Source organism: Mesorhizobium sp. CA12 (assembly GCF_020165255.1).
Lineage (GTDB): Bacteria > Pseudomonadota > Alphaproteobacteria > Rhizobiales > Rhizobiaceae > Mesorhizobium.
Genome location: NZ_JAIUHT010000017.1, coordinates 24,379 through 51,148, shown reverse-complemented (window position 1 = coordinate 51,148; position 26,770 = coordinate 24,379). Strand labels below are relative to the sequence as shown.

General features: G+C 62.6%; 29 protein-coding genes. 11 read left to right on the top strand and 18 right to left on the bottom strand.

The window, feature by feature from the left end:
• Positions 1–20 precede the first annotated feature (20 nt).
• The 4 genes from ribD to glyA all read right to left on the bottom strand — a co-directional run bounded on the left by ribD (position 21) and on the right by glyA (position 3,747).
• A complete protein-coding gene (ribD, locus tag LB520_RS23910) occupies positions 21–1,148 on the bottom strand; it encodes a bifunctional diaminohydroxyphosphoribosylaminopyrimidine deaminase/5-amino-6-(5-phosphoribosylamino)uracil reductase RibD (protein ID WP_224639609.1) in 1,128 nt (375 codons plus the stop codon).
• 2 nt (positions 1,149–1,150) lie between these two features.
• Entirely contained in the window at positions 1,151–1,630 is a 480-nt protein-coding gene (nrdR, locus tag LB520_RS23905) for a transcriptional regulator NrdR (RefSeq protein WP_059184872.1), read from the bottom strand.
• Positions 1,631–1,769: 139 nt separating this feature from the next.
• Positions 1,770–2,357 (bottom strand): hypothetical protein, encoded by a 588-nt coding sequence (locus tag LB520_RS23900; protein WP_411969936.1) that lies wholly within the window; start codon positions 2,355–2,357, stop codon positions 1,770–1,772.
• Between the two features lie 76 nt (positions 2,358–2,433).
• A complete protein-coding gene (gene glyA / locus LB520_RS23895) occupies positions 2,434–3,747 on the bottom strand; it encodes a serine hydroxymethyltransferase (RefSeq protein WP_224639607.1) in 1,314 nt (437 codons plus the stop codon).
• A 196-nt stretch (positions 3,748–3,943) separates the two neighbouring features.
• Here glyA and LB520_RS23890 point away from each other — a divergent pair, with 196 nt between their 5' ends.
• On the top strand, positions 3,944–4,114 hold the full coding sequence (locus LB520_RS23890) for a hypothetical protein (protein ID WP_224639606.1): 171 nt from the start codon (positions 3,944–3,946) through the stop codon (positions 4,112–4,114).
• A 53-nt stretch (positions 4,115–4,167) separates the two neighbouring features.
• On the opposite strand, the gene LB520_RS23885 is transcribed toward LB520_RS23890, so the two are convergent.
• Complete coding sequence (locus LB520_RS23885) at positions 4,168–5,421, bottom strand: murein L,D-transpeptidase (RefSeq protein WP_224639605.1); 1,254 nt, start codon at positions 5,419–5,421, stop codon at positions 4,168–4,170.
• 466 nt (positions 5,422–5,887) lie between these two features.
• Here LB520_RS23885 and LB520_RS23880 point away from each other — a divergent pair, with 466 nt between their 5' ends.
• Positions 5,888–6,574, top strand: a complete 687-nt coding sequence (locus LB520_RS23880) for a hypothetical protein (RefSeq protein WP_224639604.1) — start codon at positions 5,888–5,890, stop codon at positions 6,572–6,574.
• A 67-nt stretch (positions 6,575–6,641) separates the two neighbouring features.
• Here LB520_RS23880 and LB520_RS23875 read toward each other — a convergent pair whose 3' ends face one another.
• From LB520_RS23875 to LB520_RS23855, 5 genes are all read right to left on the bottom strand, one after another.
• The gene (locus LB520_RS23875) at positions 6,642–8,027 is read right to left on the bottom strand and encodes a hypothetical protein (protein ID WP_224639603.1); all 1,386 of its coding nucleotides are present in this window, start codon (positions 8,025–8,027) and stop codon (positions 6,642–6,644) included.
• Between the two features lie 90 nt (positions 8,028–8,117).
• Complete coding sequence (locus LB520_RS23870) at positions 8,118–8,567, bottom strand: hypothetical protein (protein WP_224639602.1); 450 nt, start codon at positions 8,565–8,567, stop codon at positions 8,118–8,120.
• Positions 8,568–8,693: 126 nt separating this feature from the next.
• Positions 8,694–9,209 (bottom strand): transcriptional regulator LdtR, encoded by a 516-nt coding sequence (ldtR, locus tag LB520_RS23865; protein WP_040983294.1) that lies wholly within the window; start codon positions 9,207–9,209, stop codon positions 8,694–8,696.
• Positions 9,210–9,510: 301 nt separating this feature from the next.
• Positions 9,511–9,933 carry a DUF6163 family protein gene (locus LB520_RS23860; protein ID WP_140842678.1) on the bottom strand — a complete coding sequence of 141 codons (423 nt, stop codon included), beginning with the start codon at positions 9,931–9,933 and terminating at the stop codon, positions 9,511–9,513.
• Positions 9,930–10,973, bottom strand: coding sequence for an enoyl-CoA hydratase/isomerase family protein (locus tag LB520_RS23855; protein WP_224639601.1), 1,044 nt, complete (start codon positions 10,971–10,973; stop codon positions 9,930–9,932). Before LB520_RS23855 ends, LB520_RS23860 begins: the two co-directional genes overlap by 4 nt.
• A 177-nt stretch (positions 10,974–11,150) precedes the next feature.
• Here LB520_RS23855 and LB520_RS23850 point away from each other — a divergent pair, with 177 nt between their 5' ends.
• Entirely contained in the window at positions 11,151–11,963 is an 813-nt protein-coding gene (locus LB520_RS23850; RefSeq protein ID WP_224639600.1) for a DUF2066 domain-containing protein, read from the top strand.
• Positions 11,964–12,181: 218 nt separating this feature from the next.
• Positions 12,182–13,213 carry a porphobilinogen synthase gene (hemB, locus tag LB520_RS23845; protein WP_224639599.1) on the top strand — a complete coding sequence of 344 codons (1,032 nt, stop codon included), beginning with the start codon at positions 12,182–12,184 and terminating at the stop codon, positions 13,211–13,213.
• Here hemB and LB520_RS23840 read toward each other — a convergent pair.
• Positions 13,170–13,805, bottom strand: coding sequence for a GNAT family N-acetyltransferase (locus tag LB520_RS23840; protein ID WP_224639598.1), 636 nt, complete (start codon positions 13,803–13,805; stop codon positions 13,170–13,172). The two genes, hemB and LB520_RS23840, sit on opposite strands and share 44 nt — an antisense overlap.
• Before the next feature lie 184 nt (positions 13,806–13,989).
• On the opposite strand from LB520_RS23840, the gene LB520_RS23835 reads away from it, so the two are divergent.
• Positions 13,990–14,634, top strand: coding sequence for a dihydrofolate reductase family protein (locus LB520_RS23835; protein WP_224639597.1), 645 nt, complete (start codon positions 13,990–13,992; stop codon positions 14,632–14,634).
• Between the two features lie 181 nt (positions 14,635–14,815).
• On the opposite strand, the gene ppk2 is transcribed toward LB520_RS23835, so the two are convergent.
• Positions 14,816–15,736: a polyphosphate kinase 2 gene (gene ppk2, locus LB520_RS23830; protein ID WP_224608472.1), complete on the bottom strand. Its 921-nt coding sequence runs from the start codon at positions 15,734–15,736 to the stop codon at positions 14,816–14,818.
• A gap of 251 nt (positions 15,737–15,987) precedes the next feature.
• Here ppk2 and LB520_RS23825 point away from each other — a divergent pair, with 251 nt between their 5' ends.
• Positions 15,988–17,031, top strand: a complete 1,044-nt coding sequence (locus LB520_RS23825) for an aldo/keto reductase (protein WP_224639596.1) — start codon at positions 15,988–15,990, stop codon at positions 17,029–17,031.
• A gap of 5 nt (positions 17,032–17,036) precedes the next feature.
• Here the strand turns inward: LB520_RS23825 and LB520_RS23820 are convergent, their stop codons facing one another.
• A complete protein-coding gene (locus LB520_RS23820; RefSeq protein ID WP_224639595.1) occupies positions 17,037–18,008 on the bottom strand; it encodes a glycosyl transferase family 90 in 972 nt (323 codons plus the stop codon).
• Positions 18,009–18,107: 99 nt separating this feature from the next.
• Positions 18,108–18,773, bottom strand: coding sequence for a GntR family transcriptional regulator (locus tag LB520_RS23815; protein ID WP_140842662.1), 666 nt, complete (start codon positions 18,771–18,773; stop codon positions 18,108–18,110).
• A 130-nt stretch (positions 18,774–18,903) separates the two neighbouring features.
• Here LB520_RS23815 and LB520_RS23810 point away from each other — a divergent pair, with 130 nt between their 5' ends.
• Together LB520_RS23810 and LB520_RS23805 are read left to right on the top strand one after the other, a co-directional pair.
• Positions 18,904–20,151 carry an MFS transporter gene (locus LB520_RS23810; RefSeq protein WP_224639650.1) on the top strand — a complete coding sequence of 416 codons (1,248 nt, stop codon included), beginning with the start codon at positions 18,904–18,906 and terminating at the stop codon, positions 20,149–20,151.
• 39 nt (positions 20,152–20,190) lie between these two features.
• The gene (locus LB520_RS23805) at positions 20,191–20,565 is read left to right on the top strand and encodes a DUF423 domain-containing protein (protein WP_224639594.1); all 375 of its coding nucleotides are present in this window, start codon (positions 20,191–20,193) and stop codon (positions 20,563–20,565) included.
• 19 nt (positions 20,566–20,584) lie between these two features.
• On the opposite strand, the gene LB520_RS29195 is transcribed toward LB520_RS23805, so the two are convergent.
• Both LB520_RS29195 and LB520_RS23800 read right to left on the bottom strand, forming a co-directional pair.
• Positions 20,585–20,716: a hypothetical protein gene (locus tag LB520_RS29195; RefSeq protein WP_095767702.1), complete on the bottom strand. Its 132-nt coding sequence runs from the start codon at positions 20,714–20,716 to the stop codon at positions 20,585–20,587.
• A 60-nt stretch (positions 20,717–20,776) separates the two neighbouring features.
• Positions 20,777–20,920, bottom strand: coding sequence for a hypothetical protein (locus LB520_RS23800; protein WP_224546778.1), 144 nt, complete (start codon positions 20,918–20,920; stop codon positions 20,777–20,779).
• Between the two features lie 176 nt (positions 20,921–21,096).
• Between LB520_RS23800 and LB520_RS23795 the strand changes: the two genes are divergently transcribed.
• Positions 21,097–22,176, top strand: a complete 1,080-nt coding sequence (locus LB520_RS23795; RefSeq protein ID WP_224639593.1) for a LacI family DNA-binding transcriptional regulator — start codon at positions 21,097–21,099, stop codon at positions 22,174–22,176.
• Between the two features lie 49 nt (positions 22,177–22,225).
• Here the strand turns inward: LB520_RS23795 and LB520_RS23790 are convergent, their stop codons facing one another.
• Complete coding sequence (locus LB520_RS23790) at positions 22,226–23,464, bottom strand: OpgC family protein (RefSeq protein ID WP_224639592.1); 1,239 nt, start codon at positions 23,462–23,464, stop codon at positions 22,226–22,228.
• Between the two features lie 200 nt (positions 23,465–23,664).
• Between LB520_RS23790 and LB520_RS23785 the strand changes: the two genes are divergently transcribed.
• The gene (locus tag LB520_RS23785; RefSeq protein WP_224546765.1) at positions 23,665–24,330 is read left to right on the top strand and encodes an alpha/beta hydrolase; all 666 of its coding nucleotides are present in this window, start codon (positions 23,665–23,667) and stop codon (positions 24,328–24,330) included.
• 115 nt (positions 24,331–24,445) lie between these two features.
• Here the strand turns inward: LB520_RS23785 and sthA are convergent, their stop codons facing one another.
• The gene (gene sthA / locus LB520_RS23780) at positions 24,446–25,834 is read right to left on the bottom strand and encodes a Si-specific NAD(P)(+) transhydrogenase (RefSeq protein ID WP_224639591.1); all 1,389 of its coding nucleotides are present in this window, start codon (positions 25,832–25,834) and stop codon (positions 24,446–24,448) included.
• Between the two features lie 179 nt (positions 25,835–26,013).
• On the opposite strand from sthA, the gene LB520_RS23775 reads away from it, so the two are divergent.
• Positions 26,014–26,697, top strand: coding sequence for a methyltransferase family protein (locus LB520_RS23775; RefSeq protein ID WP_224639590.1), 684 nt, complete (start codon positions 26,014–26,016; stop codon positions 26,695–26,697).
• The last annotated feature ends 73 nt before the right edge of the window (positions 26,698–26,770 follow it).

The window sequence follows — 26,770 nt, the reverse complement described above, 5'->3', positions numbered from 1 at the left end:
CCCGTTTGCGCTTTTCGCGATCATAGTCTTACCCATTCGGCATAGCTGTCCTCGCCAAACCGCATGTCGCGCAATTTGCGAAAGCCTGCCGGGATATGGTCGGCGTCGATGGGCGATGCAATGCCGTCCTCGCCGATCGCCTCCGGCCCCTGGAACAGGACGATGCGGTCGACCAGGTCTTCCTCCAGGAAGGCCTTGGCCACCCTGGCGCCGCCTTCGACCAAAACGCTCGCCATGCCGAGTGCAGCCAGATCCTCCAGCAACTCCGGCAAGGCTATCTCGCTTTCATAGGTTTCCGTGCCGATGAAGTGCACGCCTGCGCGTTCGAGCGACGCCCGCCGGTGCGCATCGGCCTCTGGGCAAGCAGCGACATAGAGCGGCACGCGGTCGACGCCCGAGACCAGCTTCGACGTCTCCGGCAACCGGATCTGGCGATCGAGGACGATGCGCGCCGGCGAACGGTTCTCCAGTCCGGGCAGGCGCACGGTCAGCGCCGGATCGTCCTCGAGCGCGGTGCCGATGCCGATCAGGATGGCGTCCGCCTCGGCGCGCATCAGATAGACGTCGCGCCGGGCGATCTCGCCGGTGATGGCGATCTGTCCGGCGCCTTTGCGGCCGATCTTGCCGTCGCTCGAAAGCGCAAGCTTCAGAGTCACTTCCGGGCGTTTTTTCAGAGAACGAATCAGATAGCCGGCCATCTGCTCGGCGGCCTCGGTGGCCAGCACCTTCTCCGCCACCTCGACGCCGGCGGCGCGCAGGATGGCGTAGCCCTTGCCGGAGACGCGCGGATCGGGATCGCTCGCCGCACCGACGACGCGGGCGATGCCGGCATTGACCAGCGCGTTGGCGCAGGGCGGCGTGCGGCCGTGATGGGCGCAGGGCTCCAAAGTCACGTAAGCTGTAGCGCCGCGCGCAAGCTCGCCGGCCTCGGCAAGCGCTTCGGTCTCGGCATGGGGGCGGCCGCCCACGGCCGTCACGCCGGTGCCGACGATCATCGGGCCGGCGCCGTCGTCGCGCACGATAATGGTGCCGACGGAAGGGTTGGTTGAGGTGCGGCCGGCATTGCGGCGCGACAGCCTGATGGCCGCGGCCATGAAACGGCGATCAAGGGCCGCCTGCGCGGCCTCGTCCAGTCGCTGTCCCGCCATGATCAGCCGGCGTCCTCTTCGGTCTTCTCCTCGTCGCCCTTCAATTCGCCCAGCAGCTCGTGAAAATCCTTGGCCTCGCGGAAATTGCGGTAGACCGAGGCGAAGCGGACATAGGCAACGTCATCGAGCGATTTCAGCGCCTCCATGACCAGCCGGCCGACCTCGCCCGAGGCAACCTCGGTTTCGCCGGAGCTTTCGAGCTGGCGCACGATGCCGGTGACGGCGCGGTCGATGCGCTCGGGATCGACATTGCGCTTACGCACCGCGATCTCGACCGAGCGCAGCAGCTTGTCGCGGTCGAACGGCACCTTGCGCCCGGACTTCTTGATAACCACGAGGTCACGCAATTGCACGCGCTCGAAGGTGGTAAAACGACCACCGCAATCAGGGCAGACGCGGCGTCTGCGGATGGCGGCGCCATCCTCGGCCGGACGCGAATCCTTCACCTGCGTATCTTCGGACTGGCAATAGGGACAGCGCATGGGAAGCTTTCGGTTTGGCGATTCTGTAGGATGCCGGAAGGCTTAGTTTGTTTTGCCGCTATGGCAAAGCGCGGAGCCTTCCTATCAGAGATAGCGAGGCGCAAGCACAATTGCCAGCGCCCTGCCAAGGCCGGCAACGTCAGGGCGCGACGTCCTTGGTCGAAAACCCGCAGGACGTGCCGAGATTGCGATAAGCCTTGGTGAAGCCATCCATCGGAATGCTGGCGACGGCCTGTTTGCCGAAAGTCACATCGAGCGAGGTGACCTTGCGCATGGCGCGCAGCAAGGCCAGGCTGGTCTTGGCCTGGTTGTCGACCATCCAGCTCGGGCGGCCGCCGGCGGCGGCGTTGGAGGTGACCGTCGCGGCGACCTTCACGCCGGGGTCGCCGAAAGTCGCGGCGATCTTGTCGCCGGTCGGCAAGGTCTTGTTGTCGATGATGAACATGATGGCCGGATAGGCATCCGGCGGCAGCGCGTCGCCGGTCGAGATCGACAGCGTCAGGGATCCGGCATTGCCGTTGCCGTCGAGGAAAGCCGTCGAGGCGGCGCAGGTCTTGTGCGCGTCCTGCCCGGTATCGAGCGTATCGATGATGGTGGTCCACCGGCCGAAGGTGCTGGTGGCGGGCAGATCAGCATTCGGCTTGGTTTCGTCCTGAGCCATCGCGGCGGAGGTGGCGAAGGCGGCAAGCGGGCCAAGCAAAGCCGCAGCGAGACGGGAAGTACGCATCATCGGATCTCCAGTAAGCCGCGCCGCCCACAGGAGCGGCGCAAGCGCAGGATAAAAGATGACGCGCAGCGCCCGGTCAACCGAGATAGGGATAGAGCGGAAAGCGATCGGTCAGCGCCGTGACCTTGGCCTTCACAGCAGCCTCGACCGCCGCGTTGCCCTCATCGGAATTCGCCGCCTTCAGCCCGTCCAGCACCTCGGCGATCAGCTTGCCGATCTCGCGGAACTCGGCCTGGCCGAAGCCGCGCGTGGTGCCGGCCGGCGTGCCGAGGCGCACGCCAGAGGTGACGAACGGCTTTTCCGGATCGAATGGGATGCCGTTCTTGTTGCAGGTGATGTTGGCGCGGCCAAGGGCTGCCTCCGCGCGCTTGCCGGTGGCGTTCTTCGGACGAAGGTCGACCAGCATCAGGTGATTGTCGGTGCCGCCCGAGACGATGTCGAGGCCAGTCTCCTGCAAGCTGGAGGCCAGCGCCTTGGCGTTCGCGACGATGCTTTCGGCATAGGCCTTGAAGCTCGGCTTCAGCGCTTCGCCGAGCGCCACCGCCTTGGCGGCGATGACATGCATCAGCGGCCCGCCCTGCAGGCCCGGGAACACCGCCGAGTTCATCTTCTTGGCGATTTCCTCGTCATTGCACAGGATCATGCCGCCGCGCGGGCCGCGCAGCGACTTGTGGGTCGTCGTGGTCACGACATGGGCGTGGGGCAGCGGCGACGGATGCATGCCGCCGGCGACGAGACCGGCGATATGCGCCATGTCGACCATGAGGTAAGCGCCGATCGAATCGGCGATCTCGCGGAAACGCTTCCAGTCCCAGATGCGCGAATAGGCGGTGCCGCCGGCCAGGATCAGCTTCGGCTTCGTCTCATGCGCGGTCTTCTCGATCGCGTCCATGTCGAGCAGGTGATCGTCCTTGCGCACGCCGTAGGAGACGACCTTGAACCACTTGCCGCTCATGTTGACCGGCGAGCCGTGAGTGAGATGGCCGCCCGAATTCAGGTCGAGACCCATGAAAGTGTCGCCGGGCTGGAGCAGCGCCAGGAACACTGCCTGGTTCATCTGGCTGCCCGAATTCGGCTGGACATTGGCGAAGTTGCAGCCGAACAGCTTCTTCGCGCGCTCGATGGCCAGTTCCTCGGCCACGTCGACGAACTGGCAGCCGCCATAGTAGCGCTTGCCTGGATAGCCCTCGGCGTATTTGTTGGTCATGATCGAGCCCTGCGCCTCCAGCACGGCACGCGACACGATGTTTTCGGAAGCGATCAGCTCGATCTCATGGCGCTGGCGGCCGAGCTCGTTGCGGATGGCGCCGAAGATTTCCGGATCGGCATCGGCAAGCGTGGTCTCGAAGAAGGATTCGAATTTGGCGGAGGCTGCCGCGGCATTAGACATGGCTTGCTTTCCCTTGGGGCCGGAGGTCTGCGAGGTCGCCGCGCATTAACACAGTTGTTTTCGGCCCGCCACGTTTGCGGCGCGAAATTTGCTGGCCGGTTTGCGTCAGGACAAGTCGAGTGGGTGCTAATCGCGCGGTTCGCGGCTTCCGCATCGCCTCTGAGAAGGTGATTTCAGTGAACAGGTTGCGCGCCGTATGGTCGTTGATGTCGCCACGGCGGAGTATGCCCTACAGTTCGGCGCGCTCGGCCTCGATGCCGGCAAACCTGAAGCCGGTTCGATCGCTGATTTAATCCGATCATGCGCAATTGAAGGCGCGCCGTCCAGCACCGAGGCTGTCGTTCTGCTTGCTGGCAGTTGCGGCTGACCCGAACGAAAAGGCCGCTACAAGAGCGGCCTTTTTCTTTTTAGATCAGACACTTAAAGCGCGGAGCTGATCTGCAGCTCGGCGGCGCCGTCGAGGCCGTAAATGTCGTCGCGGAACTGCACGACGCCCGGAGCCGTCGACCATGCTGACAGATAGAGGAAGTGAACCGGCACCGGGTTGACGACCTGGATCGGCGTGTTCTCGCCGGTCTTGATCGCCGCCTCGAAATGCTGGCGGTCCCAGCCGGGCGTGTCGCGCAGGATCCAGGTGACGAGGTCGCGCACGTTCTGGACACGCACACAGCCGGAGGAATCGAAGCGCATCAGCTTGCCGAACAGGCTCTGCTGCGGCGTGTCGTGCATGTAGACGCCGTCCGGGCTCGGGAAGTTGATCTTGACCGAGGCCATGGCGTTGCCGGCGCCGGGATCCTGGCGGAAACGGTATTTCGCGGCGTCGTCCGTCGACCAGTCGATGGTCATCGGATCGACCTCGCTGCCATCCGGCGCGAACAGGCGGATGTGGCTGTCCTTGAGGTAGTTCGGGTCCTTCCGCATCAGCGGAATGATGTCCTTGCGCACGATCGAGACCGGCGCATTCCAGTATGGGTTGACGATGATCTCGTTGATCTTCGAGTTCACGATCGGCGTCTGGCGGTCGATCTTGCCGACGATCGCGGTGTGGCGCAGCACGACGCGGTCGTTCTCGACCGCTTCGACCTGGGCGCCCGGAATGTCGACCAGCACGTAACGGTCGCCCAGCGTGCCGGCCTTTTCCTTCAGGCGCTGCAGGTTGGTCTGCAACTGGCCGAGCCGGACCTGCGCCGACACGTTCATCGCGGCGTAGGTGTATTTGCCCATGGCGCCGTCGGCCGGCAGGCCATGACGGAGCTGGAAGCGCTTTACCGCCGAGTCGACATAGGAATCGAAGGCCGTCGAAATGCCGGCGCTCTGCGGCAGGTCGCCCGAGACCATCAGGCGCTTGCGCAACGGCACGACATCCGGATCGTCGTCGCCAAGCTGCAATTTCTTGGTGGCCGGAACCTGCTCCCAGCCGCCCTGGGAGACGATGTTCTGGTACTGCGCCACCGCCTGCTCGGTGAAGGCCACCGTCTGCAGGCTGAAGATCGGCAGCGTCGAAGCGACCTTGTTGGTGTCGGTGCCGCGCGCGTCAAACTGATCGTCCCAATTGCCGCGTGTCGAGGATTTCAGGATGTCCCCGATCACGTCCTGGGCGCTCGCCTGGCCGGCGACCAATGCGGCGGCGAGCGCGGAGGCTCCGGTAAGGAAGAAACGGCGGCTGGTTCTCATGGCAGACATTCTTTGCTTAATCGCTCTCGCTCAATCGCTTGCCGGGCGGCTTGTCCGCACTCTAGGGGTGGCAAACTTAACAATTCGCCAACCATGACCCGCATCGGTCGGCCGCCAGAAACGCGCTGCCGCAACGCAGATTCCAAGGAGCGCAAGGCACAGGCCCGCAGCGTCACTCACAAACCGCATTGACCGCGATTATGGCGGCAACGTGGCCTTGGCCCGCGATTTGCCTGCGGTGGGAAGGTGAAAGAAATGGCAGCGATGCTTTTTTGCATCGCGCGATGCTGGTTTGCCCGAAGCCCCCGCCCCGACCTCGCGTCTCAGTTGCGCGCCAACCTCCCGGGGCTGGCCAATCGGACCGCACCCCTTACAATGCCAACGCAGGTTGTGGATTCCAGCAACTAAAAGTTATCCCCAGCCCGAACGACATCTATATTGCGGGGGGCTCTGGGGAGACATGGGCGTGAATAAATTTGAGAGGTATTCGATTGTTGCTGGCATAGCCTTGTCCGCGATCTCTGCAGTGGCTTCTGCTTATGCCGCTTGGCAAACGGCGGCGCAGGCCAAAATTGCGCTGCAAGCATTAACCGCCTCCGACCTTAATCACACGTTTGAGGGCTTTCTCGATGATTGGACGGCGCTTTGCAATACAATCGATCTCACGGGCGGGTACATAGGCTTCGACGTAAGGTCGACACAGAACCTTCAGATGATTATCGTTGAGGCAACTGATCTTGGCTACGACTTCAAGCCCTTGGACAACCCGTTTCAGCGGATGAACGTCATCAAGGCAATGGACAAAGCGGTCGCCGCTCAGGACAAGCTCACCTTATGGCTGCCGAGTGAGAGGATCAACACGATGGGCTTCAACGCAGTTATGGCAAATCTGATTATGCTATCACGGGTTGACACTTCAGAGAGCGAAGCGCGCCATTTCAGCTCCATGTTGAAGCAGGTCGGATATTGCAAAATTTGGAAGACGTGGTTCATGAACTGGTTCAAGCAGGGTTACCCCCCAGCACCCAATGTCATTTACAAGGACGTTCGCTTGGCCTTCAACTCTCGTGACGGTAGCGCTCTTAACGACGACTACATTCGCGAGAGCCGCAAGCTGCCGTGGGACGAAATCCATCGCTTTGCCCCGCCATGACGTTGCGACACGTCTTTCCGTCACTGCGTGCCGGATGACGACAATCGCTACAAGGTTGCGAGGACCCCTAACCTTCGTTCGCGGCCTTCTTTGCCGCCTTCGGCTGGAGTTTTAAACTCGCTCCATTTGGACCGATTGAAACCTCCGGGCCGAGGCCCATGACCGCCCCAAGCGCAGCGAGTGACCCTACTTCCTTGTCATCTCCCCGCCCATTCTGGAATAGGCCGGCACAGGCTCCCTCGACCCATATCTCCGGCAACTGAGCGCCTTCCTTAGTGGTCATCTCCATTGCAGTCTCAATAACCCAACTTGCGCGGTTTATGTCCATTCCATAGCGCTGCAGATCGCGAAGTGTCGTCACTTCACTCTCATATGACTTGCGAAGGAAGGTTATTAGGTAGGCAAGGAATCCGACCGTTACTGCCGACAATACCAGCCCGCGCAACGCCAGCATCCACAGCAGGAAGGTGTGGTCCGCATCCCGGATCACGCTCCCACTTTCAACCGTTGCCATGTTTTTAGGGGCTGATTTCGAAGTCTCCTCGCTAATTCCAGACTGTGATTTTGAGCTCATTTGCCCCGAAAGTGGTGGCGGAGAGCTATTCCCGAGTTGTTCGGATACAGCGGGCAATGTTCTTGCTCCCGCCAGCGTAATGAACGACTGGAAGCTTTCAAACGCCAGCAGCCCAGACGCGCAGGCACCAGCAATGCAGATAAGCACGACAGTCAGGAGCTTTCGCGAGGATTGAAAAGTCGATGGGTCTCGCACCAGAAATTCCTGCACCTGCCCCGTGATTTGCTCACGGAGTTGTCGACGTGCTCGCATATGGTCAGAAAAGTCGAACTCTTTGAGTTTCGCATCGAGCTCACTTCGTTCGTGTGCTATTCGCGTAATGCTGTCATTCTCCTTCGTCGCCAGATCTGTTTCCACCTCTAGCGTTCTGGCCTCCAATGCCTTGCGGCGCTCCGCGTCTTCCGAATCGAGTTTCTGCCTGAGTTCGATGGCATCGGCGATGAGCTTCTGATGCAGAGAGGCCAGCGAAGACACCTCCTTCTCCAAGATTCCAGTGAGCTGGTTGTCCTTTGCGAACTGGATACTCGCGTCGGGGAACTTTACCTTGGCCCGGACCAATTCTTCCATTTCCAGAAATTGTTGAGGAGTTGGACGGTTCGCATTGGTCGCGGTATTGACCCTAATCAAATCGAAATAGGGAGAACTGTTGTGGTTCCTACTGACGTGGATCGTGAATTTATCGTCCGCAGTGGATACATGCCCGGCATTAATTGCGTAGCTTGGATATTTGGCATTTCTCAGGATCTCTGGCGGATCCTGAAATGACAGATCCGCCATATTATAACTGTGATTGCTCTTTCCGAATTTTTCCATGATCGCATCAAAAAGCTCGATTATGCTTCGATCTGGAATCTTTCCGACGATGAATTCGGTTGGCATGCACATTCCCCCACAATGCCCGAGGCAATCTGCTGCCTCTTCTTTGTGACGCAGCCTATACTTTAAGGTGACTAGCCGCAAAACCCTTCATCAGAAAAACCCGGGTAAAACCCGGCCCAATGTCGTGCCGTTGGGACCCCGTTCACCGCTGACAAACAGGCGGATGGCCGCGGCCGACCGAAGGGCTTGCGCAACAGCAAGACCATCCTGACTGAACTGCTGCAAATCGTTGAACAGGTAACCGGCACCGACGGAATCGTGCCAGAAGTCGACCAGTGGTGGGCCGAACAGGTCGCCCAGGCAAAGCGCGGAGACGGCTACAGCCTGGAGCGCACAGAAGAGCCGCGACGTCAACGCTGACTTCGATGTACCCAAACCGCCGCTCGATGCGCTGACGGATGACCAGATTTCCCGTCTGACGGCGATTGCAAGGGAAGGCCAAGGAAAGCCCCGACGCCTGCGCTTCACCAAAGCCGTATCCTGGCAGAGGAACGGCGTCGGCTCCTCAGCTACCACCTCCCCGAGCAGGATTCGTTCCACTCGCTGCTCGGTAGAATATGGCACGCAGTGAGCACGCAATCAGCGCGCCGGTAGGCATTTTGCCGCCCATTATCCTTCTGCGTGCCCAATATGCCCGTACACCAAGCAATATCAGTCGCTTAGTTCTTACATCCGGTAAGCGATCGTATCGTTCCAGAAGCGGTCGAGCCGCTGCAGCGCGCGGTTCATCTGCTTGAACTCGTCGGTGTTGATGCCGCCGACCGCCTCGATCGAGCCGACATGGCGCTCATATAGGCCGGCGACGACGTCGGCCACCTCGTTGCCCTTCGGCGTCAGCGAGACGCGGACCGAACGGCGGTCGATGCGCGAGCGCTGGTGGTTGATGAAGCCGAGGTCGACCAGCTTCTTCAGATTGTAGGAGACGTTCGAGCCGAGATAATAGCCACGCGAGCGCAGCTCGCCGGCGGTCAGTTCCGAATTGCCGATGTTGAAGAGCAGCAGCGCCTGGATGGCGTTGATGTCGGAACGGCCGTTGCGGTCGAACTCGTCCTTGATCACGTCAAGCAGGCGGCGGTGCAGACGCTCCACCAGCTGCAGCGATTCCATGTAAAGCGAGCGGATAGCCTCGCGGCGATCGTCGGATACGTTTGCGGTCTTCGCCGCCGGACGCGAATTGATCATTGTCTTTGCCTCTCGTTTGTCGCCTTGGTGATTTTTTGTTTTTCACCTTGATCGCGACACTATCGAATACTCATAAAATTCGACTTAAACGTCAGGGCTAACAAGAGCTTACCGGTAAGAGGTTTCGGAAGACGCTTAACGATCGGTCACCCGAGCAAGAACAATTAACCTAAAGATTTAGCCAATTGATTTTCCAGTGAAACGGGGCCGCGAAATCGGCCCCGAAGGCCGGCCCTCGGCCGGCTTTATGGGTGGCGCATGATGTCGTCCGAAAACCGCTTCACACTTTTCGGCATCATGCTCATTGGCGGAGCCGGCGCTTCTGCAGCCAGATGGTGACGCGAAAGACGATGTAGAGCAAGGCCACGCAGGCGTGCGAGATCACGATCAGCAGGCGGTGGCCGAAGAGATCGGGGAAACCGGCATACATCACCGTCTCGGTCGCGGCGCAGATGAACCAGATCACCGGCCCCCACGATGCCAGCATCCAGAGGCCGGCGGCGGCGAAGGGAAAGAACACAGCGAGCATGGCCGCCGCCACCTGCCAGTGCACCGGCATCAGGTCGAAGCGCCACATCTCGCCCGGATAAATGCCGATGAGGCGGATCCAATAGAGGATGCCGAACAACAGGCAGTAGCCGGCGATGACGCGCTGGAACCAGGCGAAGATGACCTCGGTGGTCGAGGGCTGAAGCACCACGCGCCTGGAGGTGACCTCGCTCACAGGGCAAGCTCCTTGTCCCCGAGCGGCGCGAAATAGGCGTCGATGTCGGCCGTCCGGACCTCATCCAGGCGTGCGGGCCGCCACTCGGGCTTCGAGCCTTTTTCGATGATGGCGGCGCGGATGCCTTCATAGAAATCATGGCCGGCAAGCATGCGGTTGAGGATGCGGAACTCCATCTTCATGCATTCGTCCATCGACAGTGTCGAGCCGGCGCTGATCTCGCGCCAGGCGACGTTTAGGCTGGTCGGCGAACGGGTCTTGATCGTGGCAAGCGTCCTGGCGGCGAAAGCATCGCCGGCGGCGGCTTCCTCGAGGCTGGCGATGATATCGGCAAGCGAGCTTTGCGAAAAATGGCGTGCGATCGAATCCAGGTCCTGCTGCTCCGTCTCGCGTTTTGCCGGCACGAAGAAATTGCGCAGCTCGGCATCCGGATCGTTGCTGGTCGCCAGCTCGTCGAGCAAGCCCGCCTGGTCTTGCGCCTTGATTGTGTGCGTCGCAAGCCCCGACCAAAGCGCATCGCCGTGGCGGATGCGATTCCCGGTCAGCCCGAGATACATGCCGAAGGAGCCGCCGAGATCCGGCAGCAAATGGCTGGCGCCGACATCCGGGAAAAAGCCGATGCCGACCTCCGGCATGGCGAACTGCGCGTTTTCGGTCAGCACGCGATGCGAGCCATGGAAGGAAATGCCGACGCCGCCGCCCATGACGATGCCGTCGATCAAAGCGATATAAGGTTTTTTGAAGCGCGCGATGCGGGCGTTGAGCCGGTACTCGTCGGCGAAGAAATCGACCGGAGGTTCGCCGGCGCGGCCGGCCTCGTAGATATGCAGGATGTCGCCGCCGGCGGAAAACGCCCTGCCCTCGGCCTTGACGACGACAAAACCTAGGCCCGTGTCCTGCTCCCAGGCGTCGAGCGCCCTGCCGAGCGCCTTGACCATGTTGTGCGTGACGGCGTTGAGCGCCTTGGGTCGGGTCAAAGTGACCACACCCGCTCTGCCCAGCCGCTCGAAGCGGATCTCGTCGCCTCCGCCAAAATCCATCACCAGAGAATCCCTCTCTCCGCCCGCCGGGGGAGAGAAGTGCTAAAGGCGGCATGGAGACGCGTCAATGGCGGCGGTTACTGGGGGGCGCTCCTTGCGCTGGCGGGCGGCAGCGCCAGATGTTAGGTAACCGGCAAAGCACTGTGCCCGCGCCCGACAGGTTTCGAGCAGATCGACATGCCTGGAATTTTCCGCTTTGCGGTTGGATTGGTCGGTCTCCTATGTCTGGGACTGCCGGTCCGCGCCGCGACAATCGCCGAGCTCTACCAGGCGCAGGCGATCGTCACCGGCACCGGCGAGGCAAATCGCGAGATCGGCTTCAAGGAATGCCTCGACAAGGTGCTGGTCAAGGTTTCGGGCGACCAGCGCCTGACGCAGAAGACGGAGATGCTGGCTCTGCGCGACAAGGCGGCCGACTTCGTGCAGTCCTTCCGCTATCACGACCGGCTCGAAGGCATCCCGATCCATGACGAGCAAGGCACGCATGACAGGCCGCATGATCTCACCTGCCTCTACAAGCCAGCTGTCATCGACAAGCTGCTGGCGCAGCTCGGCAGCCGGCCCTGGCTCGGCGAGCGGCCGCCTATCGCCGTCTTCATGACCGCCGAGCAGGGCTCGCGGCATTTCGTGCTGACGGCGGATGAGGACCTGGGCAAGACCATGAGGGAATCCTTCGCCAACGCCACAAGTCCACTGCTGATGCGCATTGTCTTTCCAAAGGCCAGCCAGCTCGGCGGCCTTGAGGAAAAGGCGCTCGCGGCCGCCGATATGGCAAGACTCGATAAGCTCGCAAAAAAAGCGGGAGCGGGCCGAGCGCTCGCCGGCAGCATCGTATGGAGCGACAAGGAACTCGGCTGGATCGCCGACTGGCGGCTGGCCGACCGCGGCAAGACCTATCGCTGGCAGGTGCGCGGCGTCAGCTTCGACGAGGCGTTCCGTGTGGCGATCAGGGGCGCGGCGCAGATCTTGTCGGGGCACGGGCAGCCGTGAGGGTTCCTCGCCCCACGCAGTGGGGAGAGGTGGCTCGGCGAAGCCGAGACGGAGAGGAGAGCGCCCTACGAAGGCCCCCTCTCCGTCCGCTTCGCGGCCACCTCTCCCCCGCCTTTGGCAGGGGCGAGGAACTCGCGCTTCGACGCTGGCACAATCGTGTCGCATTGGTCAGCAGCGGAGACGCGTGGTAAAAGCCGGCGCAAAAGAGAGTTTCGGCGATGAACAAATTCACTCCCGCAAAGCCCGCCGGCGCGCGCAGCGTCGACGAGATCACCGGCAGCCGGCGGCTGCGGCGCATGCGCAAGGCCGATTGGTCGCGACGGCTGGTGCAGGAGAACCAGCTTTCGGTGGACGACCTGATCTGGCCGATCTTCGTCATCGACGGCAAGAACACGCGCGAGCCGATCGCCGCGATGCCGGACGTCTATCGCCTGTCCATCGACCTCGCGGTGAAGGAAGCCGAGCGCGCGGCCAAGCTGGGCATCCCGGCCATCGCCACCTTCCCCAATGTCGAGCTTGCGCTGCGCGACCAGACCGGATCGCACATCCTCGACCCCGACAATGTCATCAACCGCGCCACGCGCGCCATCAAGGACGCGGTGCCGGAGATCGGCATCATCACCGATGCCGCGCTCGACCCGTTCACCAGCCACGGCCATGACGGCATCCTGCGCGACGGCATCATCGTCAATGACGAGACGGTGGAGCAGGTCGCCGCGGCTGCCGTCATTCAGGCCGCCTCGGGCGCCGATATCATCGCTCCGTCCGACATGATGGACGGCCGCATCGGCGCCATCCGAGACGCGCTCGACGCCAACGGCTTCCAGGACGTGGCGATCATGTCCTACGCGACGAAGTTCGCCTCGGCCTTCTACGGACCCTATCGCGAGGCGGTCGGCACGGCCGGCCTGCTCAAGGGCGACAAGAAGACCTACTATATCGACCATGCCAATTCCGACGAGGCCGTGCGCGAGGCCGAGCAGGACCTCGCCGAGGGCGCCGACATGCTGATGGTCAAGCCCGGCCTGCCTTATCTCGACATCATCCGCCGGCTGAAGGACGAACTGCGGATGCCGACCTTCGCCTATCAGGTGTCGGGCGAATATTCGATGATCAAAGCAGCGGCCGCCAATGGCTGGATCGACGGCGAAAAGGCGATGCTGGAATCGCTGCTTGCGCTGAAGCGGGCGGGCTGTGACGGCGTGCTCACCTATTTCGCGCCGGTGGTGGCGGAGATGCTGAGGGGCTAGCCTCGAACGCCCGCTCCGTTTTCGTGCGGGTAAGCCGCAGGATTGGCCGTTCCCTCGTTTGAGACGGCACGCGGACGAAACCCATGCGCTCGAAGGTCGAGACATAGCCGGTGCTTGACGCACTGGGCGACAGCTCCGCGTCTATCGGATAGGCCTCCACGGCTGGCGCGCCGCTCTTGAACGCAAGCGCCACCGCACCTTCGATCAATGCGGTGGCGATCCCCCGCCTGCGATAGCCGATGCGGATATAGAGACAAGACAGCGACCATACCGGCACATCGTCGCCAGCCCTCAGCCGCCAGACCCTGCCCAGATGCGGCAAGGCACTGCGCGGCGTTATCTGACACCAGCCGACGGCCTTTTCCCTTTCGAACGCAAGCAAACCTGGCGGCGGTCCTCTTTGCATCACCGTCTTGAACGCCGACCGGTTGCGATCAGCCGGTTGCTTGCGGTAGCCGGCGCCGATGCGCCAGTACATGCACCAGCATCCCGCCGCCGCGCCCTTTTCGCCGAACAGGTCCTCGAGCGCGGGCCACAACTGCGGTGTGAGCACCCGTATGGCAAACTTCTGATCCTGGGGTCGAGCGGTCATCGCGCAGGCATAACGTTACCCTGACCGGAGAAACGCTGTCACAGATCGCCTCGAGGAACAACCGGGTCGGCAGGATGGCCCATCTGAAAGTCGTCAGCCCGCTGGAATAAACTGCTTGCAATACGCAATCAGTTAAGCTATCCCAAAGACTGATTTCGAATTACAACTGGTTTAGGAGGCAGCCATGTCCAAGTTGCGTGTCAACGCTTTCACCTTGTCGCTCGACGGTTACGGCGCCGGTCCCGACCAAAGCCTCGACACGCCGCTGGGCGTCGGTGGCGAAAATCTGCACAAATGGATGATCAAGACCCGCTCTTTCCACCAGATGATCGGCAAAGATAGCGGGACCACGGATACCGACAACGATTTTGCGGTCCGCAGCTTCGAGAATATCGGCGCGTGGATCCTCGGTCGCAACATGTTCGCGCCGAGCCGCGGCGAATGGCCGGACGACAAATGGAAAGGCTGGTGGGGCGACAACCCGCCCTATCATGTACCGACTTTCGTGCTGACGCACTACAAACGCGCACCGATCGAGATGGAAGGTGGTACGACTTTTTACTTCGTTACTGACGGCATCCATTCGGCGCTCGAACAGGCAAAGGCAGCGGCCGGCGGCAAGGATGTGCGGGTCGGCGGCGGCGTCTCGATCGTTCGGCAATACCTGCAGGAGAGCTTGATCGACGAGATGCATCTGGCCATCTCGCCTGTCCTGCTCGGCTCGGGCGAGCATCTGTTCGCCGGGCTCGACATGCTGAGGCTGGGGTATCAATGCACGCAACAAGTTGCCACGGCGGATGCCACGCATGTGATGATCGGGCGGGCGTAGGCCAAGCTTCTCCTTCTCCCCTTATGGGAGAAGGTGGCCTCGCGAAGCGAGGTCGGATGAGGGGTGCTCCAGCTTGGCGACGAGCTGGAAATCGTCACCGCCTCATTTCTTCCAACACCCCTCATCCGTCTCGGCGCTGCGCGCCGATCCACCTTCTCCCACAAGGGGAGAAGGAGGGCGCTCAATACTTCTCCGGCACGTAGAGTTCGCGCGGCAGGACCTGGCGCTCATATTCTGGGTTGAAGACGCGCTCCGGCAGCGTGATTTCCTCGTGCGGAACCTCCTCATAGGGCATCTGCTGCAACAGATGGTCGATGCAGTTCAGCCGAGCCCGCTTCTTGTCGTTGCCCTCGACGATGAACCAGGGCGCTTCCGGAATGTTGGTGCGGGCGAAGGTCTCTTCCTTGGCCTTGGTGTATTGCTCCCAGCGCACACGCGACTGCAGGTCCATGGGCGAGAGCTTCCACTGCTTCATCGGATCGTGGATGCGCATCAGGAAGCGCATCTGCTGCTCCTCGTCGGTGATCGAGAACCAGTATTTCACCAGGGTGATTCCGGAACGGACCAGCATGCGCTCGAATTCGGGCACGTCGCGGAAGAACTCCTCGACTTGGTCCCCATTGGCAAAGCCCATCACCCGCTCGACGCCGGAGCGATTGTACCAGGAGCGGTCGAACAGCACGATCTCGCCGCCCGCGGGCAGATGCGGCACGTAGCGCTGGAAATACCATTGCGACTTCTCGCGCTCGGTCGGCGCCGGCAATGCCACGACACGGGCGATGCGCGGATTGAGCCGCTGCGTGATGCGCTTGATGACGCCGCCCTTGCCGGCGGAATCGCGGCCTTCGAAGACCACCACCAGCTTCTTCTTGTGGTAGGCGACCCAGGACTGCAGCTTGATCAGCTCCGACTGCAGCCTGAGCAGCTCGCGAAAATAGGTCATGCGCTCGATGGAGGGCGGATGCGACTTCTTGTAGATCTTGGCGATCTCGAGCGAGAGCGCCGGCTCGGACAGCTCCAGCTCATAGTCCTCGTCGAGCGTATCCTCGAGCTCGGCCTCCAGCCAGTCCTTGGCCCCGGAATTCGGTATCAGTTCATTCATCGCGCTGCTCCGTCTGCCTGTCAGCCATCACCGCTTCGGAAGCCCCGGCCGGACACTCCGTAAGCCGACTGAGATACAGAGGCGCAATGACGGTTTTATTGCAATCGCCCGGCAGCTGCATCGATATGGAAGATATGTGATCGACCCCGTATCGATAGCGGGGCGACAAGCGGCGGGAATTGTCCTACAAATCCCTCGCTCTTTCCGGCGCTCGCCACGGCGCTTCTTCAAAACAAATTGCGAGGACCGACATGGAATACCGCACGCTCGGCCGATCCGGCTTGAAAGTCTCGACATTGACGCTTGGCACCATGACCTTCGGCGGCACCGGTCCGTTCGCCGCCGTCGGCAATTCGGATCTTTCGGAAGCCAAACGCATCATCGACACCTGCATCGATGCCGGCATCAACCTCATCGACACCGCAAACGTCTATTCCAACGGGTTGTCGGAAGAGATCATCGGCGAGGCGCTTGGCGGCAAGCGCAAGAACGATGTGCTGATCGCCTCGAAGGCGCGCATGCGTATCGGCACCGGCCCCAATGACGAAGGCCTGTCGCGCCATCATCTGATCCGCGAGTGCGAAAAGAGCCTGAAGCGGCTCAGGACCGACGTCATCGACGTCTATTTCGTCCACCAATGGGATGGGCTCACCCCGGTCGAGGAGACGGTCGCGGCGCTCGACACCTTGGTCAATCAGGGCAAGATCCGCTATGTCGGCTGCTCCAACTGGTCGGGCTGGCAGGTAATGAAGGCTCTTGCCGTCAGCGACAGCCGCCATCAGGCCCGTTTCATCACTCAGCAGATCCACTACACGCTGGAAGCGCGCGAGGCCGAATACGAATTGCTGCCGATCTCGGTCGACCAGGGCCTCGGCGTGCTGGTCTGGAGCCCGCTGGCCGGCGGGCTGCTCTCCGGCAAATACCATCGCGACAGCCCGACCGCGCGCCAGATCGGCGGCTGGACGGAACCGCCGATCCGCGATGAGGATCGCCTGTGGCGCATTGTCGACGTGCTCAACTTCATCGGCAAGGCACGCGGCGTTTCGGGCGCGCAGGTGGCGCTTGCCTGGCTGCTCGGCCGACCGGCCGTCAGCTCGCTGGTGATCGGCGCGCGCAACGAGGCGCAGCTCAAGGACAACCTCGCCGCGGCAAGCCTGTCGCTCACCGAGGACGAACGGCAGCGTCTCGACGTCGTCAGCCGGCCGCCGGTGCTTTATCCCTACTGGCACCAGCAGTTCACGGCCAGGGATCGTTTCGGGCCGGCCGACGAGGTGCTCGACCGCTCTCACGCTTAAAACGCTCAGCCGGCGATAAAGCGCCAGACTTCCGCGTCGGGCTTTACCTGTCCGCTCAGCACGAAATATTTATAAAGGACGAGCAGCGAGATCGCCTGCTCGTCCTGCTCATTGCCGAATCTGCGGCAATAGGCATTGGCGGCGGCGGTTATCCGTCCCGCCTCGTCGGGATGTTTTTCGAAATAGGCCACCTTGTCGACCAAGTCGGAGAAATCCGGCTGCAGGGGCACATAGTGGACGTTGGGCTCGACCTGGGCTTCGGCGAACCAGGTTTCGTAGGTCGGTTCCGGCATGAGGCAGAGTGAATTGGAGCTCATGATCCATTTCAGGTTCGTCGCGACATCATTGCCTTCGAGCGAGACGATGTAGCGATACTGTCGCTGCTGCTCGATGTTCAGGAACGGCTTGCGGTATCCGTCCGGCGCATCGGCCCTGTGGGAACCCGCATCGCAAATCGGCAGGTCGGCGGCTTTTTCGACGAAGCGGGTGCGAATCGGATTGTTGAGATGACCGCGCCAGACCACCATCGGACGCTTGGCGGCGAAAGACAGGTTGTCGGGCGGCATGTAGAAGTGACGGAACTTGTTCAGCTTCATCAGCACGCCGTTCGCATTGTCGTCGCCGATGGGCCGGTCCTTGACGATCCTCGGGAACTCCGGAACCCCGACAACGTCGCCGAATTCGAAATCGATCAGCAGGCCGGGATCGAAATAGCGCGCGAATTCCTTGAGGTCGTAATAATACATGCTGGAAGAGGACGGCAGCTTGCCGACGGCTACGGCGTCCGGACTGGGCACGAACGGGTGTTCCAGCTTGTTGTAGTAGTTCAGCCGCTCGCGAACCGTCTTGCCCGAAAGCATGGCCTGTTCAAGCCGGCTGGCGAGGCGGTCGCGAAACAGGGACTGCGGTGCGCGGTCGCGCGCGAAATTGCGCGCGTAATAGAACAGCTTTGCGGCGGTTCGAGAGAGTGTGGCCATACGTCCGCGAGTTCAGCAAGTTCCCCTCGTCTCCTACAGCATTCTCCCGGCCATGTTGCAAGCCCGCTAATGCAACCGGCGTTGTGTCGACGCTTTCCCTCAAGCCGCGACCACGGCAAACCCGCGTGCGCGCAAACCGCGCCGGTCGTCATGCAATGAGGTGACCAGCCGATCTCGGCTGCCGGCGATGTGAGCGGAAAGCAGCCGCGCCGCTTCATCGGCATCGGCGCTCCTGACGGCGGCGAGGATGGCATGATGTTCGGCCCAAGCACGGCCGAGCGCCTTCTCATCGCGCACCTCCAGCCAGCGCGCACGCGACAGCCTGGTCATCGCGTCGCGCACTGCCCTGAGCAGAAACTCGTTGCCGGAAAGCCTTGCCAGTTCGATGTGGAAATCCAGGCCGACGCGATGCCACTCCTCGCGCGGCGTCTCAGCATCGCAGGAATCGAGCATCGCCGCGATCACGTCGATGCCGCCACGGTCTTCGAGCGCCGCCGTGAGGCGAACCGCCGCGACTTCGACCGCCTCGCGGTAGACGGCGATCTGCCCGAGTTCGGCAAGGTTGATTGGCGCCACCGTCCAGCCGCGGCCGTCGCGGCCGATCAGCCCTTCCGTCTCCAGGCGCAGCAATGCGGCCCGCACCGGCGTGCGCGACGCGCCGAAGCGGCTCTCGATCCAGCGCTCGGTCAGCCGCTCGCCCGGGCCGATCTCCAAACCGAGGATCATCTCGCGAAGCTGTCTTTCGACATTTTGCATCTGCGACATTTGTCGTCCCGTTTTCCAAGCCGCGTTGACGGCGCTCGCATTGACAGCAGCGAGTGTCAGGTCCATGACGGATACCAGCTTGGTATCCCAAATTGGTATCCGCAACAACCCCAGCATTGGCACGCATGACATGACGCCCAAGGAACCCGAACAGAGCGGCTTCAATATCCATTGGCGACGCAATCTCGCCGTCTGCTTCGCCGGCTCGTTCAGCACGCTTGTCGCCATGACGCTGCTTCTTCCGTTTCTGCCGCTATACGTCGAGCAGCTCGGCGCCGAAGGCCACGTGGCGATCGTGCAGTGGTCGGGCATCGCCTATGGCGCGACCTTCTTCGCGGCCGCGCTGGTCGCGCCTTTGTGGGGACGGCTTGGCGACCGCTACGGCCGCAAGCTGATGCTGGTACGCGCTTCGTTCGGCATGGCGATCTGCATGTCGTTGACCGGCATGGTTGAGAGCGTCTGGCAGCTGGTGCTGCTTCGATTGCTGATCGGTTTTGCCGGCGGTTATTCATCGGGTTCGACGATCCTGGTGGCGATGCAGACGCCCAAGGAGCGCTCCGGCTGGGCGCTGGGCGTGCTGGCGGCGGGCATCACGGCGGGCTCGCTGGTCGGACCGCTGCTGGGCGGCCTGCTGCCGTCGCTGATCGGCATCCGCGCGACCTTCCTGCTGTCCGGCGCCGTCATTTTCCTGGCCTTCCTGGCGACGACTTTCCTGATCAAGGAGAACCCGCCGGCGCCCAAGCCCGCCTCGACGACGAAGCCGAAAAGCGGCTGGTCGCAGATCCCCGACAAGCGGCCGATCGTCGCCATGCTGGCCACCGGCATGCTGCTCGCCTTCGCCACCATGTCGATCGAGCCGATCATCACCGTCTATGTGCAGCAACTCATCGAGGACCAGAGCAAGGTGACCATGGTCGCAGGCGTCGTCATGTCCGCGGCGGCGCTGGGTACCATCCTGTCCTCGTCCTGGCTGGGGAAACTCGCCGACCGCGTCGGTCACTGGAACGTGGTGGTCGGTGCCCTTGCCGTCTCGGCATTGCTGCTCATTCCGCAAGCCTACGTCACCAATGGCTGGCAATTGATCGGCCTGCGCTTCCTGATGGGCCTGGCGCTGGGCGGACTGTTGCCTTGCATCACTAGCGTGATCCGCCACAACATCCCTGACGGGATCGGCGGCAATGTGCTTGGCCTGGCGATTTCGGCGCAATATGTCGGCCAGGTCGCGGGGCCGCTGTCCGGCGGCTTCGTCGGCGGGCATTTCGGTATGCGCTCGGTGTTTCTGGGCACAGCGGTGCTGATGGCGCTGGGTGCTGCCTACAACTGGATTGTCCAATCGCGCCGGGCGCGGCATATGCTGCTCAAAGCTGGCGAATCCTAAACCGGCGCCTCCACCTCAACCGCAGCATGGAGATCCATGATGAGCATTGCCGGGCAGGCATCAGATGGCGGGAGCCGCATCCTCGTGCTGGCAGCCGGCCTCGTCGGCGCGGCCGGCGTAGTGCTGTCGGCGACGGCGGCGCATCGCGGCGGCGCCTTCACCGGCACGGCGGCCAATTTCCTGCTGATGCATGCGCCGGCGTTCCTTGCCATCGGCCTTGCCGGCGGCAATCGCTGCCTCAGAATCGCCAGCCTCGTCCTGCTCGCGGGCCTGCTTCTGTTCTGCGGCGATCTGCTCGCCCGCGACTTTCTCGGCTCGCGGCTGTTCCCGATGTCGGCGCCGATTGGCGGTACACTTTTGATCGCCGGCTGGGTAGCGATCGCCGTCTCGGCGCTGTGGCGTCCTCGGCCGTAGGTATTTCCGGCGAGCGTTTTTAACTCGCGCGCCGCTTGCGCTTGCGCGCAGGCAGGTCGTTGGCGCGGCGCCGCTCGGGCTGCTCGGTTCCGCGCGTGATGCCCCAATAGTTGCGGTAGATATCCTGAAAAAGATGACCAATCGGATGCATGACTGCTTCTCCTCTCAAGTTGAATCGATCCAATGCGTGGACACGAAAAATGGCCACGGTTCAGCCGCGCTTGCGCTCCACGAGGAAGCGCAGTTCGCGGCGCCAGGGACCCACTCTGCCGCGCCGCTTCTGGCTAATGGCCGCCGAGGCGATGCCCCAGTCGTTGCCGTAGATGTCCTCGAACAAGTAACTCACCGGATGCATGGCACCCTCCTGTTGAAACCGCTCCGTCAAAAAGCGAGCGGACTTGGATCGATTCAAATCATAGGCCTCAATCACGCGAAGTCAAGCAGGATTTGAATCGATCCAACAAAAATGTTAGATGACCAGCAGCAATTCAGCGGTCATGTTCTTCCCGTGACCGGATTCGGAGGAACGACATGGCATCAGTCCTCGAAGGCCAGGCAAGACCGATCAGGCTGGCCGACATCGCCAAGGCCGCCGGCGTCTCGCATGGCACGGCCTCGAATGTTTTCAGCCGCCCCGAGATCGTGCGCGCCGAAGTGCGCGAGCGGGTCAAGGCGGTGGCGGAGCAGATGGGTTATGCCGGTCCGGACCCGAAAGGCCGCCTGCTACGCGCCGGCAAGGTCAACGCCATCGGCGTCGCCACGACCGAGCCGCTCTCCTACTTCTTCGACGATCCGTTCGCCCGAGTGATGATGGCCGGCATTTCCGAAGCCTGCGACGCCACCGGCGCCGGCATCGCGCTGGTCTCGGCCGCCAACCAGGAAAAGCTCGCCTGGAACATTCAGAGTGCGCTCGTCGACGGCTTTGTGCTGTTCTGCATCGAAGGCGGCTCGCGGCTTGTCGACCTGACGCGCGAGCGCAGGTTGCCCTTCGTCGCGCTTGAGCTCGGCTTCCAGGACGACACCGTGTCGGCCATCGGCGTCGACAATGTCGCCGGCGCCAGGCTCGCCGCGCGTCATCTCGCCGAGCTTGGCCATCGCCGTTTCGCCGTCCTGTCGCTGGGCTTTGCCGACAATCGCACCGGCTTCGTAACGCCGGAGGTGGTGCGCAGCGCGGTCTACACCGGAACGCGGGATCGCCTTGCGGGCTATTTCGAGGAACTGTCCCGCTTCGGCATCGATACGGCGAAGATCCCGGTCTATGAGACCGAGAACGAGGAAAAAAGCACCAGGGCCGGCCTCGAGGCGATCTTCGCCAGCGGCGAACCGCCGACCGCCATCCTGGCGATGTCGGACCGCATGGCCCTGATCGCCATCGACTGGTTGAGAGCACGCGGCCTCAACGTTCCCTGCGATGTCTCCATTGTCGGTTTCGACGGTGTGCCGGACGGCGCGCTGTCCACGCCGCCACTGACCACCATCGCCCAGCCGATCACCGAGATCGGCCGCCGCGCCGCGCGCATGATTCTCGACCATGATGGCGCGGTGCGGCGCGAGACGATGGGCGTCGAATTCGTCGTCAGAGGTTCGACCGGGCCGGCACCGAAAGCCTGAGCGGGCTCAGGCAATTCGGATAGATCGCAGGCATTTCCTCGCCCTGCGGCTAGTAGCCGCCCGCCCGCGCCGGCAGCGGCTGCACGCCGAATGTCGCACGCGCAGGCTCCTCGCGCACCGGCTTGGCGCGGGATGGGCCGAGGCTGGCAAGCCATTCGAGGTAGAGCGCGAGCGCGAGCTGCATGGCGATGCCTGCCGCGATCAGCAGCGTGTCGTAGGCCGGGCCGCCCGGGTTGATCAGCTTCAGCACCTGCGCCGCCATGGCAAGCAGCGTGCCGGCGATGAAAACCGGCAGCGAGCGCTTGCCCAGGATCGCGAGCGGATTGTCGGGCCGGACGCGGAAGAGGTTGGAGACCGTCGGCAGCGCGACGATCAGATAGCTGACCGCAAGAATGTGCAAGAGCCGCGGCAGCGACAGGAAGGTCTTGTCGAAGCCGCCGATCACCACCGGCAGGTTGAACCAGGTGATCTGACCCCAGAGCGGAGTGTGCACCCAGATCGCCGCGCCGACCACATAGATGCCGGCGGCACCCAGCAGCCACGGATTGACCGGGATGCGCCCGCCGCGCTTCACATGCAGCATGGCGGCAAGGCCGATGTTGAACAGGAACTGCCAGGACAGCGGGTTGAGAAACCAGAGGCCGGGCTCCGGATAGTTCGGCGGCGCGATCTGCCAAATGCCAGCGACGAGCCACAGCAGGCCGGACACGATCAGCGCCGGCACGGGCCGATAGCTGACGAACAGGACGAACGCAGGCGCCGCCAGAAGCAGCGCCGCATAGACCGGCAAGATGTTGTTGTAGCCGAGCTGGTGGCCGAGCGTGACGATGCCGAGCAGCGCCTGCGGCGTGTTGCGCATCAAGGGTTCTATGTTGATCATCGCCAGCATTTCCGGCCGGTGCGCGAACAGCGCGGCGGCGCTAAACAGCGCGATCACCACCATCGTGATGACGATGTGGGAGATGTAGAGCACCCCGGCGCGCCGCCACATCTTCAAGGTCGCGAGCAACCGGCCGCCCGGCTTGAACTTTGTGCCGTAAGCCAGCGCCACCGAGATGCCGGAAATCAGCACGAAGGCTTCCGCCGCGTCGGAAAAGCCGAAATTCTTATAGGTCCAGTTCTCGAAGACGGTGCCAGGCACATGGTCGACGAAAATGGTGAGCAGCGCGAGCGCGCGCAGCACGTCGATACGCGTGTCACGATCGTTGATACGTGTGTCACGATCATTGATGCGCGTATCGCGCTCTCCGACACGCTTATCGCGGTCGTTGGGAACAGGGGTGGTCATCGACAAAAGGCCTCAAAGCTGGTTGTTCATAGCCAGCAAATGCGACCCCCGGGGCGCACCGCTTCGATTCCTCCCACGGGGGAGTGTATCGGCGGAAAAACGGCCCGAATTGCGCCTGGTTCAATCAACTTTCGCGGAGCGCGAAAATATTCCGTTTTGAAGCCGGCAAATCAACGAATCTCTCATGGAATCAAATCGATATGAGCGCTTCCGAATATAGCGATAAAAACAGTATCCTGCGCCGGGACCTCGCCTTTCCTTACCGTCTGCTGAGGCCGGCGAACGCAAGCGGCGAGTGCCTGTTCGTGCTGCACGGGTCAGGTGTCGACGAGACGACGATGCTGCCGCTGGCAAGGCAGATCGCGCCGCGTTCGGTGATCGTCGCGGCGCGCGGCCGCATTCCACAGGAGGACGGATTTCGCTGGTTCGAGCGAATCACGCCGACCAGTTTCGAGCAGGTCTCCATCCATGCCGAGACGGCCGCCTATGCCCAGTTCGTGACGGAGGTCGCGGAGGTGCAGCGGCTCGACCTGCAACGCGCGACCTTCCTTGGCTATTCGAACGGCGCCAATGTCGTCTCCAGCCTGATGCTGCTCCATCCCGGCATTGTCAGACAGGCAGCGCTGTTGAGGGCGATGCCGGTGCTCGACATCTCGCCGATGGCCAACCTCGGCGGCAGCCGCGTGTTGATCATTGCCGGGGCGGCCGACCAGACCTATGGCCCTTTCGCCTCTGCCCTGGTGACACTGTTCAGCGAACGCCAAGCCGAGGTCGACGCGCGCATCGTCGCCTCGGGCCACGAGTTTGGCGATGCGGACGCCGCGATCCTGCGGCAGTGGCTGGCAGCGCCTGTCGCGGTCGCCTGACTGGGCCAGGTGGGGCCCGGTGCGGCCATCAACGATCGAGACCATCGCGGCATGTTATAGGAACATCGTCCAGACACGTGTTGAGGGGCTGCTCGACCGGCCTCGCCCGATCCCCTCACCCATGTCCCATCCGGTTCCAGGCGTCCAGGCCGGCGATCTTGTAGGCCTCGGCCAGCGTCGGGTAGTTGAAGGTGTTGTTGACGAAGAAGTCGACCGTGCCACCGAGATTGATCACGGCTTGGCCGATATGGATGAGCTCGGTGGCGCCCTCGCCGACGATGTGGGCGCCGAGCAGGCGGCGCGTCTCGACCGAGAACAACAGCTTCAGGAAACCGCTGCTCACCCCCATGATGTGGCCGCGCGAGGTCTCGCGGAAGCGCGCCAGGCCGACCTCGTAGGCTGCGCCGCTGTCGCGCACCTGCTCTTCCGACAGGCCGACCGTCGAAATCTCCGGCACGGCGTAGATGCCATAAGGAAAGCTCTCCGGCGGCGGCGGCAGGTGGACCCCGAAGGCGTGGCAAGCCGCCACCCGCCCCTGCTCCATCGACGTCGAAGCCAGGCTCGGGAAGCCGATAACGTCGCCGGACGCGTAGATGTTCGGCACGCTGGTCTGGAAGGTATGCGGATCGACCTTGATGCGGCCGCGGGCGTCGGCCTCGATGCCGACCGTGTCGAGGCCGAGGCTGGCGACATTGCCGGTGCGGCCGGCGGCGTAGAGCACCATCTCGGAGCGGATGGTGCGGCCGTCGGCCAGCGTCACCTCGGCATGGTCGGGCTTCGAGGCGATCTCCTTCACCGTGCTGCCGAGGCGGATGGTCATGCCGCGGTCGCGCATCTGGTGGATGAAGTCGTCGACGATCTCGCGATCGATGAAATCGAGGATGGTGTTGCGCGGCTCGACCAGTGTCACCGGCACGTCGAGGGCGGAAAAGATGGTGGCGTATTCGACGCCGATGACGCCGGCGCCGATCACCGTCAGCGTGCGCGGCAGATGATGGAGCTCCAGCATCTCGTCGCTGTCGAAGACGCGCTTCTTGTCGAAGGGCACGTCGGCCGGGCGGTGCGGCCTGGTGCCGACGGCGATCAGCGCGTTGGCGAATCCGACTTCGCTGTAGTCGCCATTATCGGCGGTCAGGCTGACCTTGTTCGGCGTGAGGAACTTCGCCGCGGCGCGCGCGCTCTTCACCGTGTTGCGCATGAACTGGTGCTGCAGCACCTCGACCTCATGATCGAGCGTCTTGTGCAGCCGGTCGACCAGATCCGAGATCGAAATGTCCTGCTTGACCCGGTAGCCGCGTCCGTAGAAGCCGCGTTCGCGCCAGCCCGAGAGGTTGAGCACCGTCTCGCGCAGCGTCTTCGACGGGATGGTTCCGGTATGCACCGAGACGCCGCCAAGGCGCCGGCCCCTGTCGACCACCAGCACCGACTTGCCAAGCTTGGCCGATTGCACCGCGGCGCGGCGCCCCGAAGGGCCGCTGCCGATGACCAGCATGTCGTAGTCCATGTCCCGTCCCCTTTGTGCGCCGCAGCAAGCTAGACCGGGAAGAATGTCATGTTCAACAGGCAACACCATTCCCTCGGCGGGCGAATCCGCCGATGCAACCAAAAGCATGAGAAACCTTAACCGGACGGCAAGGCTTGCGTGCAATGGTCCATATCGAGGGGACCACCGGGGTAACAGAGTTGGCGATTTCCAAAAGCGATGCGCTGCCTGGCGCAGAGACCGGTTTCTGGTCCGGCCTTCAGAGCAGCGTGGTTCTCACCGACCTGCGCGAGGGCCTGTTCCGTTTCATCGCGCTGGTGGTCGCCGCGGTCTTCGTCTATCGCGGTGCGCGTCACCTCGTCATCGATCCGGGCCGGCTGAATATCCTGCTGCTCATGATCTCCGACGTTCTGACCTTTACCTGGCTGCTGCTGGCGCGCCGGCCGATTGTCCGCGACTGGAGCCCTTTCACGGTATTCATCTCGGTGACGGCCGCTTTCGGTTCGGGTTTCGTATCGCTCCAGGATGGAATCGCCGTCATCCCGCTCTATATCGCGGCGCCGCTGCAATTCCTGGCGCTGTGGCTGGTGATCTGGGGTAAGATGTCGCTTGGCCGCTCCTTCGCCATCCTGCCGGCCAACCGCGGCGTCGTCACCGGCGGCGCCTATCGGTTCGTGCGGCACCCAATCTATGCCGGCTATCTGGCAGGGCACATCCTGTTCCTGCTGTCGAGCTTCTCGCTCTACAATTTCGCCGTCTACGCGATCATTACCCTGTTCCAGGTCCATCGCATCCTGCGCGAGGAGCGCATCCTGGCGCTGACAGAGGAGTATCGCGACTATCTCGGGCGGGTTCGCTTCAGGCTCTGTCCCGGCATCTTCTGACGTCGCGCCCGGCGGTGGCGGGCACGTTCCTTGAATTCCAGGCCGCCCTCACCATTTGAAAAGGCGGCAGGCA

What these genes read in the sequence shown, in the direction of transcription:
- LB520_RS23790 (WP_224639592.1), bottom strand. Translation starts at nt 23,464, where the DNA reads ATGACCACCCCTGTTCCCAACGACCGCGATAAGCGTGTCGGAGAGCGC.
- LB520_RS23810 (WP_224639650.1), top strand. Translation starts at nt 18,904, where the DNA reads ATGACGCCCAAGGAACCCGAACAGAGCGGCTTCAATATCCATTGGCGA.
- LB520_RS23835 (WP_224639597.1), top strand. Translation starts at nt 13,990, where the DNA reads ATGTCCAAGTTGCGTGTCAACGCTTTCACCTTGTCGCTCGACGGTTAC.
- sthA (WP_224639591.1), bottom strand. Translation starts at nt 25,834, where the DNA reads ATGGACTACGACATGCTGGTCATCGGCAGCGGCCCTTCGGGGCGCCGC.
- LB520_RS23850 (WP_224639600.1), top strand. Translation starts at nt 11,151, where the DNA reads ATGCCTGGAATTTTCCGCTTTGCGGTTGGATTGGTCGGTCTCCTATGT.
- LB520_RS23875 (WP_224639603.1), bottom strand. Translation starts at nt 8,027, where the DNA reads ATGCCAACCGAATTCATCGTCGGAAAGATTCCAGATCGAAGCATAATC.
- LB520_RS23900 (WP_411969936.1), bottom strand. Translation starts at nt 2,357, where the DNA reads ATGCGTACTTCCCGTCTCGCTGCGGCTTTGCTTGGCCCGCTTGCCGCC.
- ribD (WP_224639609.1), bottom strand. Translation starts at nt 1,148, where the DNA reads ATGGCGGGACAGCGACTGGACGAGGCCGCGCAGGCGGCCCTTGATCGC.
- LB520_RS23855 (WP_224639601.1), bottom strand. Translation starts at nt 10,973, where the DNA reads ATGGATTTTGGCGGAGGCGACGAGATCCGCTTCGAGCGGCTGGGCAGA.
- glyA (WP_224639607.1), bottom strand. Translation starts at nt 3,747, where the DNA reads ATGTCTAATGCCGCGGCAGCCTCCGCCAAATTCGAATCCTTCTTCGAG.
- LB520_RS23840 (WP_224639598.1), bottom strand. Translation starts at nt 13,805, where the DNA reads ATGACCGCTCGACCCCAGGATCAGAAGTTTGCCATACGGGTGCTCACA.
- ppk2 (WP_224608472.1), bottom strand. Translation starts at nt 15,736, where the DNA reads ATGAATGAACTGATACCGAATTCCGGGGCCAAGGACTGGCTGGAGGCC.
- LB520_RS23815 (WP_140842662.1), bottom strand. Translation starts at nt 18,773, where the DNA reads ATGTCGCAGATGCAAAATGTCGAAAGACAGCTTCGCGAGATGATCCTC.
- LB520_RS23885 (WP_224639605.1), bottom strand. Translation starts at nt 5,421, where the DNA reads ATGAGAACCAGCCGCCGTTTCTTCCTTACCGGAGCCTCCGCGCTCGCC.
- LB520_RS29195 (WP_095767702.1), bottom strand. Translation starts at nt 20,716, where the DNA reads ATGCATCCGATTGGTCATCTTTTTCAGGATATCTACCGCAACTATTGG.
- ldtR (WP_040983294.1), bottom strand. Translation starts at nt 9,209, where the DNA reads ATGATCAATTCGCGTCCGGCGGCGAAGACCGCAAACGTATCCGACGAT.
- LB520_RS23785 (WP_224546765.1), top strand. Translation starts at nt 23,665, where the DNA reads ATGAGCGCTTCCGAATATAGCGATAAAAACAGTATCCTGCGCCGGGAC.
- nrdR (WP_059184872.1), bottom strand. Translation starts at nt 1,630, where the DNA reads ATGCGCTGTCCCTATTGCCAGTCCGAAGATACGCAGGTGAAGGATTCG.
- LB520_RS23805 (WP_224639594.1), top strand. Translation starts at nt 20,191, where the DNA reads ATGAGCATTGCCGGGCAGGCATCAGATGGCGGGAGCCGCATCCTCGTG.
- LB520_RS23825 (WP_224639596.1), top strand. Translation starts at nt 15,988, where the DNA reads ATGGAATACCGCACGCTCGGCCGATCCGGCTTGAAAGTCTCGACATTG.
- LB520_RS23820 (WP_224639595.1), bottom strand. Translation starts at nt 18,008, where the DNA reads ATGGCCACACTCTCTCGAACCGCCGCAAAGCTGTTCTATTACGCGCGC.
- hemB (WP_224639599.1), top strand. Translation starts at nt 12,182, where the DNA reads ATGAACAAATTCACTCCCGCAAAGCCCGCCGGCGCGCGCAGCGTCGAC.
- LB520_RS23800 (WP_224546778.1), bottom strand. Translation starts at nt 20,920, where the DNA reads ATGCATCCGGTGAGTTACTTGTTCGAGGACATCTACGGCAACGACTGG.
- LB520_RS23795 (WP_224639593.1), top strand. Translation starts at nt 21,097, where the DNA reads ATGGCATCAGTCCTCGAAGGCCAGGCAAGACCGATCAGGCTGGCCGAC.
- LB520_RS23890 (WP_224639606.1), top strand. Translation starts at nt 3,944, where the DNA reads ATGGTCGTTGATGTCGCCACGGCGGAGTATGCCCTACAGTTCGGCGCG.